The organism is Photorhabdus kleinii, assembly GCF_025384885.1.
Taxonomy (GTDB): domain Bacteria; phylum Pseudomonadota; class Gammaproteobacteria; order Enterobacterales; family Enterobacteriaceae; genus Photorhabdus; species Photorhabdus kayaii.
In genome coordinates this window covers 66,196-79,800 of the sequence record NZ_JAJAFY010000021.1, presented here as the reverse complement: position 1 = coordinate 79,800, position 13,605 = coordinate 66,196, and the positions used below count along the sequence as shown (strand labels likewise).

Sequence of the window (13,605 nt, the reverse complement as noted above, 5' to 3'; positions counted from 1 at the left end):
CTCGAAAGACACAATCAGAATAATCTAATCATACAGATGGGTCGTTAGCTCAGTCGGTAGAGTAGTTGACTTTTAATCAACTGGTTGCAGGCTCGAGCCGAGCGAAGCGAGACAACAGCGCGTGAGCGCTGGCCCGCAGCAAAAAAGTCACGAGCAATGCGAACACTCAAACTATGGCCTCTTGGAAACAGGTAGAGCCAAGATGTGGTAAGTAACTTTAGTACTTTATGGCACACCGGCTAATCAATGAGTCGCCAGAGCCTTATAGAAATTAGGGTTTTCTTGGATGATAGCTAACACCTTTGCCGCTAGTCTTGTCGGATTTCGACGCTTCTGCTCCCAGCTTTTAATTGTATCAAGGCTAGTGCTTAAAGCCTCCGCCATCTCTGCCTGTGAAATGTTAAGTTGAGCACGGATAGCTTTAACGTCGGCAACTTCGTATCGGGTCACACGCGCTGCGGCTTTATTACCTTGTTTAATTTCAACTGCTTCTTCGAGGGATGCTTTCAATTCGTCAAAAAAACTCATGTTACACCTCATCTTTTAGTAATTTTGTTAGTTTTTTCAGTTCTGCTTTCTCGGCATCCGTTAAGCTATCTTTTTTACTTTTCGGATAAGTCATCACCAGATAAATAATATCTTCAGTCGCTAGAAGATAAATAACTCTGGCACTACCGCTTTTTCCTTGTGAGTCTATACCCAATGGATTTCAAGATGGATCGCGACGGCAAGGGAGCGAATCCCCGGGAGCATAGATAACTATGTGACCGGGGTGAGTGAGTGCAGCCAACAAAGAGGCAACTTGAAAGATGACGGGTTATAGCCATTCTGATTTTACGTAACCCCCCAGTACCACGTATTAGATCACCTTTGTCTGGTGATTCGATAAGCTCTCGTTGCAGTTCTTTAAGCTTCATCATTATGTGTATATACAAATTTCACGCTAAAATAATATATCTTATCTATTAGTGATACAAAATCCATTGATATTTTGTGAGTCATTTTGAGTTGTTTAGATCTGTCTGGCGGAGTATTCTGTATATACAAATTAACCATGAGTTAAAAACTCCGAAGCACATGAAGCTCTTGATATCATCAACATCAGATTGAAATTAGCAGGCAAAAACCCGCCGGTTAATGAAGAGGATATACTCCAGTGTTTTTCTAATCGGGTTGGACGTTTTCTTGAGGATACAAGGGAAGATAACAGAACTGATCCTCCTACTAAATGGTTTATATCTGAAACAGATTATGGTGTTAAGTTAAAGATAGTCTTTATCTATCACCCTGAAAAAGGGGTTGCTATAAGGACAGCTTATACACCTAACGAAGATGAATTGAGAATTTACCGAAAATACGGCCTAGGAACAGAGAAATGAGCAAACAAACTGATAAGCGAGCAAATAACCTGATAGCTTCCACTGATGAAGCATGGGAGAACGGTGAGCTTGGTTGTAGTGAAGCTCACGTTAAAGTATCTGATGATGTAACAGAAGATCTGATTAACGAAGCGCTGGAGTTACAGCCCATTTCAATCAGATTAAATAGATCTCTGATTGAAGATTTGAAAATGATAGCTGACCTTAATGGCTTAGGCTACCAGCCATTGATCAGGCAAGTTTTAAATCGTTTTGCTAATAGTGAGAAAAAACGGGTACTCGCCGAAGCTCACAGCAAAGCAATGAGAAGTGAAAAAAGAAAATCCAATAAACGTCATAAAGCTGCTTAACTACATAGTCTTAGCTGCATAGTATATAAATGTAAAAAACCAACTGGTGAGGTTGGTTTAACGATCTATACCAATAATGCCAGATAGGATAAGCTTTACCTAATTGTTGTACTAGCTGATTATTAGGATATAAAAATGAATCTCTACGGACTTGTTGCTGATATTGGCGGCACCAATGCCAGATTAGCACTTTGCAATTTGGAAAATGGGGCTATTGAGTGGATCGAAACGTATAGTGCAAAACAACACACCGGATTAGAATCTATTATCAGTCACTATTTGGCTGCGCAAAAAACAGTGGTGACTTATGCATGTATTGCTATTGCTTGCCCGATAAATGGTGATTGGGTAGAAATGACCAATCACCAATGGGCATTTTCTATTAGTGAGCTGAAACAGACATTTGGGCTAGAAAAATTAGATGTGATTAATGACTTCACGGCTGTATCTATGGCGATTCCAATGTTAACAGAAGAACACAAGGTTCAATTAGGAGGAGGAGAAGCGGTTAAAGACAAACCGATAGCGGTTTACGGTGCAGGGACTGGCCTTGGTGTAGCTCATTTGATCAAAGCAGGCAAGCAATGGGTCAGTTTACCTGGTGAAGGTGGTCATGTAGATTTTGCAGCGAATAGTGAAGAACAAGATGCAATATTGGCTGTTTTACGTCGTAAACTTGGACATGTTTCGGTAGAAAGAATCTTGTCCGGTAGTGGGTTGGTAAACCTTTATCAGGCCATTGCCATTTTGTATCATCGTCAGCCGGAAGATTTAGAACCAGAAACCGTGACGCAACGAGCATTGGATGAAAGTTGCCAATATTGCCATCGTGCGCTGACACTATTTTGTGAAATTATGGGGCGATTTGGCGGGAATTTAGCGTTAAATATGGGGGCTTTTGGTGGTGTGTATATCGCTGGCGGTATAGTGCCGCGGTTTCTTGATTTCTTTAAGCAATCGAACTTTCTTCATGGATTTGAAGATAAAGGGCGCTTTAAACCGTTAGTACAACAGATTCCTGTTTATTTGATTACTCATCCACAACCAGGATTATTAGGTTCAGGTACCTATTTACGGCAACAGCTTTTACTTATTGATTAAATTATAAGGTCAGATATATACATTTCGAAATTAATGATAGTATATATCTGATTAGAATTTTTTATTGTAACTGTGTATTAATATTGAAAGCAATGAAAATCTATTTTATTTATATGAGATCTGGATTTCATAATAATCTTATGAGTTTTTAAGAATAAATTTAAAGAATATATATTATGATTTATACAATTAATGGATAAAATTGTTGTTTATATAATTAACATTGAAAATAGGATATGAAATTTCAGTTCAAGATATTAATTTTATAAAATTCAATAATAATGAAGTTGCTAATTTTTCCATATAATTTATATGGTTGCAATTTTTTCTGGTAAATCATGAACATTATATGTAAATAAAAGGTGTGTAATTTATTAAAGCGCATTTTCTGTCAAGATTTACTGGTAACAAACATACATCCCCATGAATTTAAACTGTTTTACTATCTATAATCAATCCTCCCATTCGCTGCTGAATCTCCCTTGATTGAATTGATTATCGGCAATGTTGAAACCAAGTTTTATCATTATTTGGGTATAATATCAGAATAAATTATTATGTGATTATCAACGCCTAAATAAGTGGTATTAAAAGATCGATATGACATTTGACAATGAGATTTATATTCACAATATTTATGTAACTGATTGATTTATTTTAGATGAAAAACGGATATTTTATTATGCTGTTTTTCATGTTTAAATACTTTTAACTTATTGAAATTTTAATTGTTTTGTTTTCTCTTTTTATACTTTATAATCTGTCAAAATTTTTTATTTAGAACAGTACTGGATAGAAATGAAAACGATAGAAGTTGATGAAGACCTTTACCGCTATATTGCCAGCCACACACAACATATTGGTGAAAGTGCATCTGATATTTTACGGCGAATGCTAAAATTTAACGCCGAGCAGCCAGTACAAAATGTACAGCCTCTCAGTGCTGTGGAGAAAGCGCCAGTAGCCCGCCAGCGTGATTCTGTCCGTGTGATACGCGAATTATTACTTTCAGATGACTATTCTGACAAGAAAAAATCTGTTGAGCGTTTTATGTTGATCCTATCTACATTATACAGCCTGAATAGTGAAATTTTTTCCCAGACGACTGATGCTATGCATGGTCGTACCCGTGTTTATTTTGCTGGTGATGAACAGACATTGCTCGCCAGTGGCAAACAAACCAAACCTCGTCACATTCCGGGCACGCCTTTTTGGGTCATTACTAACACTAACACTGACCGTAAGCGTAGTATGGTTGAGCAAATTATGCAGGATATGAAATTCTCAGCCAATTTTATCGACAAGGTGTGTGGCACAATTTAACTGATCAAGGCTGTGCTGACAGACAAAGTACAGTGCAGCTCTTGTTCAGGGGAGATTTAAAGTGGTAAATCATCCGCGCGCGGGGCAGATTGCCCGCCAAAGTGATCTGATAAATGTAGCGCAGCTTACATCACAGTATTACACATTGCATCCTCAGCCGGAAAACTCAGAGCATAAAGTTAAATTTGGTACATCCGGTCATCGTGGCAGTTCTCAGCGTCACAGTTTTAATGAGGCGCATATTCTGGCAATTACTCAAGCTGTTGCGGAAGTTCGCAAGCAACGGGGAATCAATGGCCCTTGTTATGTGGGTAAAGATACCCATGCTTTATCAGAAGCGGCATTTATTTCCGTACTGGAAGTCTTGACAGCTAACAGCGTGAATGTGATTGTGCAGGAAAATAATGGATTTACGCCAACACCTGCGATTTCTCATGCCATCCTCTGTTATAACCGCTTGGGGAAAGCGTTGGCTGATGGGATTGTTATTACCCCTTCCCATAATCCACCAGAAGACGGGGGGATTAAATATAATCCACCTGATGGTGGTCCCGCAGATACGGATTTGACAGCAATTATAGAACGTCGTGCTAATGAGTTGCTTACAGAAGGTCTAAAAGGCGTTAAACGTTTGCCATTTGTTCAGGTATTGAACAGCGAATATTTGTATCAGCAGGATTTAGTTGAACCATATGTTAGTGCGTTGGGTGATGTGGTTGATATGGCCGCTATCCAGCGGGCCGGGCTGAAAATCGGTATTGATCCTTTGGGAGGCTCTGGCATTGCGTTCTGGCAGCGTATCGGTGAGCGTTACAATTTGGATCTGACATTGGTTAATGATCAAGTTGATCAGACATTCCGTTTTATGCACTTGGATCATGATGGCGTCATTCGTATGGATTGCTCATCCCCTTGGGCAATGGCGGGTTTGTTAGCCATGCGTGATAAGTTTGATTTGGCTTTTGCAAACGATCCGGATTATGACCGCCACGGTATTGTCACTCCCGCTGGTTTGATGAATCCGAACCACTATCTGGCAACCGCGATAAATTACCTATTCCGCCATCGTCCGCAATGGTCAGAAAGTGTTGCGATAGGTAAAACATTGGTATCCAGTGCCATGATTGATCGGGTCGTTGCCGATCTTGGCCGTAAATTGGTAGAAGTACCGGTGGGTTTTAAGTGGTTTGTTGATGGGTTACATAAAGGTGAGTTGGGCTTTGGTGGAGAGGAGAGTGCGGGGGCTTCTTTCCTGCGTTTTGATGGTACGCCGTGGTCTACAGATAAAGATGGGATTATCTTGTGTTTGCTGGCGGCAGAGATGACTGCGGTAACAGGGGAAAATCCGCAGCAGCATTACAACAAGTTGGCAGCTCGCTTCGGTACGCCAAGCTATAGCCGCATCCAGGCATCGGCAACTTATCAGCAGAAAGCATTATTAGCCAAGTTATCACCAGAAATGGTGCAAGCGGATAAGCTTGCCGGTGATCCAATCACTGCCCGGTTGACAAAAGCTTCTGGTAACGGAGCGTCAATAGGTGGTCTAAAAGTGATAACAGAAAACGGCTGGTTTGCTGCTCGCCCATCGGGGACAGAAGAAGCCTACAAAATTTATTGTGAAAGCCTCCTTGGCCCTGAGCACCGGCAGAAAATTGAGCAGGAAGCACTGGATATCGTTAACCAGGTTTTTGCCGCCGGTTGATCTTTTTGGCCGATTAAAAAGAATCCGCAACAGTGATAACAACTTTTGCGGATTTTTTATTTTTCAGCCGAGAGCAACCATTAACGCACCGGCAGTAATCAGTGCAACACCACCTGCGGTCATCAGTGATATTTTTTCACCAAATAAGATAACGGCCAAGATAACAGCAAACACGACACTGAGTTTATCAATCGGGGTAACCTGAGAAACGTTACCGTTTTTAATTGCCAGAAAGTAAAACAACCATGAAAATGCCCCCGCCACACCGCTTAAAGCGATAAAAAGCAACGCCTTGTGGTTTGCCAGCACTTCACTAACCAGATTTAATTTTCCTTGTACTACAACGACACTGACAAGAAACAACGCCATAATGACTGCGCGTATTGCTGTTGCTGTATTGGCATCAAGATTTTGCAAACCGATTTTCCCGAAGATAGCGACTAAAGCGGCAGTAAACGCTGATAATAAGGCATAGATAAGCCAGGTACTCATCGCGAATAAATCCTGTTGTTATACCCGTTATCTTCCAAGTTGCCTCTTTGTTGGCTGCACTCGCTCACCCCGGTCACATAGTTCGCTATGCTCCCGGGGATTCGCTCTCTTGCCGTCGCGATGCATCTTGAAATCCATAGGGTATAGTATCAAATGAGTTGAGATGATAAGACAGTTCTCTTTGTTTGAATGTATCATTTATTTCATTAAGGAAATTAAAGAATAAACTCATTACTAATCCCCATTTTAGTTAGTGAATATTTTGGGCCTATGAGATAATTTCCAGTTTTAATCTCGGATGGCTTCATATAAATCTATAAATAATAATTATCTTGACCAGAATTTAGCTATTAAACTAACCGCCAATCCCAATAGGGCTATTTTATTTGCCATTTTGAACCTGGGCAGTGCTCAAAATCCTCACGTACTACGTGTACGCTCCGGTTTTTCCGCGCTGTCCGTGTTCAAACGGCCTGCAACAATTACGCCTATTGGGATAGGCTCTAAAATACAGTTTTATTTATTTATTTCACTTTGAATATAATATTACAGTTTATTTTGGGATTAGATTAAGCTGAGTTTTTCAGTTGATTGATTACTATTTGAATAGATAAAGATTGAATTGAAAGGTTTTTATCTGAGATTAAGAGCCATTTTTACCTGTGTTTTCCACTGTTAAAGTGTTAGGAATTTGTGTCATTATGTCCGGCATCAAAATCGCCAGGAATCGATCTATATTTAAACATGTAACAAAAATGTCATATTTTTATTTGCAATTCACATTTTGTTTGTTACTATATTAAAAGTTACTTATATATAAAATAGAATTTATTTTTAACGTGCAGATAATCCTAACACTTGCTTCTATTATTAAATTTTTGAGAGGCAGGTTGATTTTATGTACCTTCATGAACACTATAAAATAGATATCCTGGTATTAAAAAAATATTAATTTAATAATCTAAGAATATTAAAATGAAAAATTTTTCTCTCAATAGTTATACATCCATACCGGCATGTATATGGGGTCTATTTCTTGGGACTTTTGTAACAAGATCAACATCAATGATGGTATGGCCTTTTATATCCATCATACTATATACAAAGTTCCATTTTACTGCATCGATGATTGGATTAGTTCTCTCTTTATCCATTGCGATTTCATCAATATTAAGTTTTTATGCTGGTTACTTCTCTGATAAAGTCGGCCGGGCTAAGATAATTATCATTGGATGTCTTATATCTGCATTGGCATATTTAATATTATGGTTATCTGAACATCAGTCTGGTTTTATTATTGGTACTTTATTGGCGAATATTTCCTGGGCGCTTGTGAATAATCCAATAAAAGCCGTTATCGGCGATATTATCGAGGAAAAGCAGGTAAGAGAGAATGCCATGTACTTAAGGTATTTATTTCTTAATGCGGGTGCGGTAGTCGGGCCTTATTTAGGTGTAAAATTAAGCCTGGATATTAATTCTATCTCTTTTCTGATTGTTTCGATATCCTATGTAATTTTTATGATCCCTGTTTATTTATTTGGTAAGAAAATAAAAATAAACTTAACAAATAATGATGACTTTAAAGGAACGATGAAGGTTTTATTAAATGACCGTGTGTTTTTAATGTTGGTCATCAATAATATTCTCATGATGTTTATTTTTGGCCATTTTGATTCAACTTTGCCACAGTTAATTACTTCATTAGGGTTTAATGGGTATGCTGAGTTTATTGCTTCGCTTATTATGTTACATGCGATAACCATTGTGGTTATGCAGTTACCGTTTTCCATGTTAACGCAAAAAATGGAGTTAGAAACTAAAATAAATATAGGGTCTGTGTTACTCATTTTATCTGAATTAATGTTCTTTATTTCATTCAAGTATTATGATGTTTATTTATTGTGGTATGTAGCTGCTTTTACCATGAGTATCAGTCAAACTATTTTATTTCCATGTGTGAATGTTTTTATTGATCGTTTGGCGCCAAATGATTTACGTGGCGCATATTTTGGTGCGGCGTCACTTTATAGTATCGGTTTTTCTATATCTCCATTAGTTGGTGGTGCTATTATCCAATTATTTGATGGTGGAGTGTTATTTCAATTATTAGCGATATTAAGTGTGTTGATGTTGGTAATTTTCTGTCGGATGTTTAAACTAAGGGATAAACATGAAATTAATATTAGAAGAAGTCTCAAATCTTAGACCAACTGAATTACATTGTTCTGTTCGTGTTGAGCAGTTAATAGATAAAGTTAAACTTGAAGGATTTTGGACCCAACCAATCTGGATTGATGCAGCAACGAATGTGGTTATTGATGGTCATCATAGACTTGAATTAGCCAAAACACTAAAATTAAGTTGTATTCCTTGTTTGGCATTTGATTATGAGAAGGAACTGTTGGTTTATTCCCGCAATGAGGATAAAAAGATTAGTCATAGTGATGTTATTAAAGCGGGTTTGGATGGGCAACCTCTTGGTTATAAACAGACTCGTCATGAGTTTTCCGGGAATGTTATTGAAACTCAAATTTCGTTAAAAATGTTAGGATTTGTCAATGAATAAGCCGTTTTATGATGTGGTAATGTGTGGTGCAGGTCCTGCAAATATTTCATTAATCCCAGATTTATTAAAAGATGAAGCCATAAAAAATGGTTTGATTTTAGAAAAAACAGAGATGGTGGGTTCTGGTTCATTAAAGAAATATAAAATTACCGCGAACTCTTTAGGTAGTGTATTTTTAGAGAAATTTGACGGTTGTGATGATGAGCTTAGTCAATATATAAGATCAACATCAGAGTGGGAATATTTTAGTGCCAATAAAGATAAGCCAGTTGAATTGAGGTTTGTCGGCCAATATTTGGAGAAAATTGCACGCTTTATTCAGGAAAACAAATATGGTGATCGGTTTAATATTTTGACTGATGCGGAAGTAAAAAAGATTAAACAGAATGAAGATGGTAACTATGATATAACTTATCATAAAAATAATGAAGATTATATTGTATCAGCGCGAAAAGTACTGTTTAATATAGGTGGAAATCCAAACGGATCCAGATTATTGCATAATAGTAATAATATTACCTCTGGTGATTTTATTAAAGGTTTTTATGATGAGGTTATAAATAAAGGTGATATAAAAAGTATATCAATATTGGGTTCGTCACACAGTTCAGTTTCTTGTTTAATTCGGTTGATAGAGCAATTAAAGTTTACCGGTAAGATAAACGTTCTGGTTAATAAAGATTTTAAATTGTTCTTTGATTCACCTGCAAGTGCAGAATCTTATGGCTATGATTTCACTCAGGAAGATATCTGTCCTTTAAGTGGACGGGTTAACCGATATTCAGGTTTGAGATATGATTCTTTTGCTTTTGCACAAGAAATTAAGGAAAGAAAATATGAAAATATTGCTATTTTGAATATTTCAGAAATTTCTGATGATGAAGTTATTAAACTCATTAACTGTGATGATTTGCTTATTCATTGTACTGGCTATCACTCTAAACTTATTGAAATAGTTAATGAGAATAATACGCCTATTGAATTTAAAAGTGATAAATACGGTTTGTTAACTAATGCAAAGTTAAATCCTATATCAACGTCAGGTGACGCGCTCAATAATTTTCATACATTTGGTCTGGGGTCTGGCGTAAAGACGGGTGGTGAAAATGGTGGTGAGGCAAGTTTCCACGGAAGAATTGATGGGGTTTGGGTGTATCAACATGTTATATATGACATCGTATTTAATTGATATTTAATTCAATATCAATTTTATATCATTAATGAACTATATTTTAGGTTAATTCTTATTTAAGAATAACAATAGCCTTTTAACATCCATTTAAAATAATTTATCAAGACTATGAATGAAAAAACAGTAATATTGCTTTGTGCAGGAAGAGGCAGCCGGTTATCTACCAGAACATCAAATAAACCAAAACCTTTGGTAGAAACAAATCAAACATCATTTATCGATAATGCGCTGAAAAATATCGAAGCTGTCGGTATTAAGAAAGTGATTATTGTGGTGGGTTATAAAAGTGATATTTTAATATCTCATATTAAACAAAAGACATATAATTTGGATATTGAATTTGTTAATAGTGAAAAGTGGGAATCAACCAATAATATCTATTCTTTATACCTTGCCAGAAATTGGATTAAGCAAGATACGCTGATCCTTGAAGGGGATATCTTCTTCACAAAGAAATGTTTGGAAACAGTGATGTTAAAAGCAGGAGATCTCAATGTCCTTGTTTCTCCTCTTAGTGGCAATATGGAAGGGACTTATGCAAAAATAGATAAAGATAATATTATTGCATTAAATTCTACTAAGGATAGTCATTATCAGGTTGAAGATGGTCAATATAAAACAGTAAATATTTATAATATTTGCACCGCTAATTTTGCTGAATATGTTACTAAAGAGTTAGAAAGTTACATTAATGGTGGATCGACTGGGATATATTATGAGGATATATTTAAACAGTCTTTACTTAATAATGTAGCTGAATTTAAAGTAAGTATTGTTGATCATTCACAATGGTATGAGGTAGATAATACTTATGATCTTGCTATTTGTGACTTCATTTCAAGTAATAATAAATTAGATTTTATTCAAAATAGGCATGGTGGATACTGGCGTTATCCTATTATTGACTTTGGCTTAATTTACAATTTCAACTTTCCACCTAAAAAATTGAAAGATGAAATAAAGAATAATTTTGATGAAATATTGTTAAATTATCCTGGCGGGAATCGTTTAGTCGAGCATGCTTTATCTGAATTTATCGGGATAGAAAGAACGCAATTATGTATTTCAAATGGTGCTGCGGAGATAATTAAACGGCTTCCTGATGTTTATACAGGTAAAGTATTAGTTACTGTGCCATCATTTAATGAATATGCTAATTGCTTTGGAAAAGCAAGGACGATATATAGTTATACCAAAGAGCATCAGCAGTTTGAGATAGATATTGATGAACTATTAATGTTGGCGAAAGAAGAAAAGCCAAATGTGGTGGTGATTGAGTCACCAAATAATCCGACAGGTAAATTGACACCTATTGATAGTCTGTTATATTTGGCTGGCGAATTGTTGGCATTAAATATCGACTTAATTATTGATGAATCTTTCTTAGATTTCTCTAAAATGCGTGATGAGACAATGTTAATGCATTTAGATAACTATAAGAATTTATCTGTTATTAGAAGCATGAGCAAAACCTTCGGGATTGGTGGTATTCGTATTGGGTATATTGCCACTGCAAATCAGGAATTACTTGGTAAAATAAGAGCTGTGTTACCCATTTGGAATATTAATGGTTTTGCTGAAGAGTTTTTATTGAGATTACCTCAATATAGAGAGAGTTACAAATTAAGCTGTGAAAAAGTGATTAGTGATACGTTAAAATTACAGCAAGAATTAAACTCAATAGAGGGTATTACCGCATTTGAGACAGACTCTAATTTTGTTTACTGTAAATTACATATTTCTGATGCGAAGACGATATCGCGGTTACTTTTAGATATTCATGGGCTGTATGTGAAAGAGTGTTCTGGTAAAGGGAATGCAGGCTCTGATCTCTATTTACGTATTTCTTGCAGAACACCAAGCGATAATGAAATTTTAATAAATGCATTACGTACAATCATGCAATGGCAAATAAATATTAATGATATTAAAGCGATCAGGGAAGTTAAAGAGGTTTGCGAATGAATAATCCCAAAACAGTGGTAATTTGTGGTAAAGGAGAATTGGCAATTTTCATTTGTCAATATTTCTTAAATCATAAAGACTATAAAATATCGCATGTGGTAGCAGATAAATTCGAACCTGTAAGCACTGATCAGACGTTAATCGACTTCTGTTATCAAAATAATATTTCTGTTATTGAAGATAATAAGGTTGAAAATCTACCTGGCTATGAAAGTGGTGATTTCACTTGCGATTTATGTTTTGTTGTATTTCATAAGCGGATATTACCGTTAAAATTCATTAATTCGTGTAAGAAAATCTTGAATATCCATCTGTCCTATTTACCTAAATATCGCGGCGTAAGGCCGGTAAACTGGGCTTTGAAAAATGGAGAACAGTCCCACGGTGTGACGATCCATGAAATTAATGAGGGTATTGATGCCGGGCCAATTGTCAATCAGATCTCATTTTCTATTTACCCTGAATTTGAAGAGGTTATTGATACTTATACAAGGGCTATTAACTATTCCAGACAATTATTCCTTGACACGATGCCAATATTGGAAAAAATAACTCCAAGACCTCAGATTGATTCAGAGGCAACAATTTATTATGAAAAGGACAATCATAGTCTGGAAGAAAGGATGACATTTACCAAGCAGGCATCGCTCGAATTACTTAATAAAGCTTAAGTGATCGGCCCTTAACACTGGAACGCTCTATGTATAATCTCATTGCCACAGATCTCGATGGGACGCTTCTACTTCAAGGAGATACAATTGGTAAGTTTACCCGCAAGGTGCTTACTGATTTATCAAGTATGGGAAAGCAAATCGTATTTGCAACGGGTAGACATCATGCTGATGTAAATTCCATTATTGGTGATTTTGATATCCCTGTGCATTTGATTACGTCGAATGGCGCTAGATTAACCAGTGCTTGTAAGAACCTGGATATTAGCCGACATTTGCCAAGTCACGTAGTAAAAAGAGTGATTGAGGAAATACAGGCGGATCAGGATTTAGTGATTAATATGTATTATGGTTCTCAATGGTTAACCAGTGAGCTACACCATAGTTTCAATGATTTTAATCAGAATGATAATTTTAATCCCGCGGTTAGGCAGGCTGATGAAATGCCTTGTGATGCGGTTGAGAAAATCTTTTTCATTCACAAGAAGAGAGATCATGATGCGTTGGTTAAATTAGAACGTCATTTAATTGATCTATTTTCTGATCATGTCAGTGTTGCTTTCTCATTTCCTTGGTGTCTGGAAGTGATGGACCGTGGTGTTTCGAAGGGGCAAGCTTTAATTCAGCTCGCCGGTTTTCTTGATATCCCAATTAATAAAACGATTGCATTTGGTGATGGTATGAATGATGTGGAAATGCTTTCAACCGTAGCTAAAGGTGTCATCATGGGAACGGCGCATAATAGGGTGAAACAAGCGCTTCCTTACGCTGATATTATTGGTTCTTGCTGTGAAGAGTCTGTCGCTTATTATTTATCTGAACATGTGTGTCAGGTGAAATAAGCGGATATCAGCTTTGCTG

At 36.6% G+C, this 13,605-nt stretch carries 13 protein-coding genes, 1 other RNA gene and 2 pseudogenes; 12 read left to right on the top strand and 4 right to left on the bottom strand.

Annotated features, from left to right (window positions below; translation table 11 throughout):
- Positions 1–51 precede the first annotated feature (51 nt).
- A non-coding RNA gene (locus LG003_RS11965) (RtT sRNA) lies at positions 52–171 on the top strand.
- A gap of 72 nt (positions 172–243) precedes the next feature.
- Here LG003_RS11965 and nadS read toward each other — a convergent pair.
- From nadS to LG003_RS11950, 3 genes and pseudogenes are all read right to left on the bottom strand, one after another.
- Complete coding sequence (gene nadS / locus LG003_RS11960) at positions 244–528, bottom strand: NadS family protein (protein ID WP_112876224.1); 285 nt, start codon at positions 526–528, stop codon at positions 244–246.
- Between the two features lies 1 nt (position 529).
- Positions 530–697: pseudogene (locus LG003_RS11955) on the bottom strand (type II toxin-antitoxin system RelE/ParE family toxin); the annotation flags it as partial.
- A gap of 124 nt (positions 698–821) precedes the next feature.
- A pseudogene (locus LG003_RS11950) lies at positions 822–920 on the bottom strand (type II toxin-antitoxin system RelE/ParE family toxin); the annotation flags it as partial.
- A 186-nt stretch (positions 921–1,106) separates the two neighbouring features.
- On the opposite strand from LG003_RS11950, the gene LG003_RS11945 reads away from it, so the two are divergent.
- The 5 genes from LG003_RS11945 to pgm all read left to right on the top strand — a co-directional run bounded on the left by LG003_RS11945 (position 1,107) and on the right by pgm (position 5,855).
- On the top strand, positions 1,107–1,379 hold the full coding sequence (locus tag LG003_RS11945; protein ID WP_262980811.1) for a hypothetical protein: 273 nt from the start codon (positions 1,107–1,109) through the stop codon (positions 1,377–1,379).
- Complete coding sequence (locus LG003_RS11940; RefSeq protein ID WP_112876222.1) at positions 1,376–1,729, top strand: hypothetical protein; 354 nt, start codon at positions 1,376–1,378, stop codon at positions 1,727–1,729. Before LG003_RS11945 ends, LG003_RS11940 begins: the two co-directional genes overlap by 4 nt.
- A gap of 135 nt (positions 1,730–1,864) precedes the next feature.
- Positions 1,865–2,830: a glucokinase gene (gene glk / locus LG003_RS11935; protein WP_112876221.1), complete on the top strand. Its 966-nt coding sequence runs from the start codon at positions 1,865–1,867 to the stop codon at positions 2,828–2,830.
- Between the two features lie 798 nt (positions 2,831–3,628).
- Positions 3,629–4,153: a replication initiation negative regulator SeqA gene (gene seqA, locus LG003_RS11930; RefSeq protein WP_112876220.1), complete on the top strand. Its 525-nt coding sequence runs from the start codon at positions 3,629–3,631 to the stop codon at positions 4,151–4,153.
- A 61-nt stretch (positions 4,154–4,214) separates the two neighbouring features.
- Positions 4,215–5,855: a phosphoglucomutase (alpha-D-glucose-1,6-bisphosphate-dependent) gene (pgm, locus tag LG003_RS11925; RefSeq protein WP_112876219.1), complete on the top strand. Its 1,641-nt coding sequence runs from the start codon at positions 4,215–4,217 to the stop codon at positions 5,853–5,855.
- 63 nt (positions 5,856–5,918) lie between these two features.
- On the opposite strand, the gene LG003_RS11920 is transcribed toward pgm, so the two are convergent.
- A complete protein-coding gene (locus LG003_RS11920; RefSeq protein WP_112876218.1) occupies positions 5,919–6,347 on the bottom strand; it encodes an EamA family transporter in 429 nt (142 codons plus the stop codon).
- Between the two features lie 975 nt (positions 6,348–7,322).
- Between LG003_RS11920 and LG003_RS11915 the strand changes: the two genes are divergently transcribed.
- The 6 genes from LG003_RS11915 to LG003_RS11890 all read left to right on the top strand — a co-directional run bounded on the left by LG003_RS11915 (position 7,323) and on the right by LG003_RS11890 (position 13,586).
- Positions 7,323–8,555 carry an MFS transporter gene (locus LG003_RS11915; protein WP_262980810.1) on the top strand — a complete coding sequence of 411 codons (1,233 nt, stop codon included), beginning with the start codon at positions 7,323–7,325 and terminating at the stop codon, positions 8,553–8,555.
- Positions 8,521–8,916, top strand: coding sequence for a ParB N-terminal domain-containing protein (locus LG003_RS11910; protein WP_112876215.1), 396 nt, complete (start codon positions 8,521–8,523; stop codon positions 8,914–8,916). Before LG003_RS11915 ends, LG003_RS11910 begins: the two co-directional genes overlap by 35 nt.
- The gene (locus LG003_RS11905) at positions 8,909–10,105 is read left to right on the top strand and encodes a hypothetical protein (RefSeq protein ID WP_112876214.1); all 1,197 of its coding nucleotides are present in this window, start codon (positions 8,909–8,911) and stop codon (positions 10,103–10,105) included. Before LG003_RS11910 ends, LG003_RS11905 begins: the two co-directional genes overlap by 8 nt.
- A gap of 111 nt (positions 10,106–10,216) precedes the next feature.
- A complete protein-coding gene (locus LG003_RS11900) occupies positions 10,217–12,073 on the top strand; it encodes an aminotransferase class I/II-fold pyridoxal phosphate-dependent enzyme (protein ID WP_262980809.1) in 1,857 nt (618 codons plus the stop codon).
- Positions 12,070–12,744 carry a formyltransferase family protein gene (locus tag LG003_RS11895; protein ID WP_112876212.1) on the top strand — a complete coding sequence of 225 codons (675 nt, stop codon included), beginning with the start codon at positions 12,070–12,072 and terminating at the stop codon, positions 12,742–12,744. The genes LG003_RS11900 and LG003_RS11895 overlap by 4 nt, the downstream gene beginning before the upstream one ends.
- Positions 12,745–12,773: 29 nt before the next feature.
- A complete protein-coding gene (locus tag LG003_RS11890; RefSeq protein WP_262980808.1) occupies positions 12,774–13,586 on the top strand; it encodes a Cof-type HAD-IIB family hydrolase in 813 nt (270 codons plus the stop codon).
- The last annotated feature ends 19 nt before the right edge of the window (positions 13,587–13,605 follow it).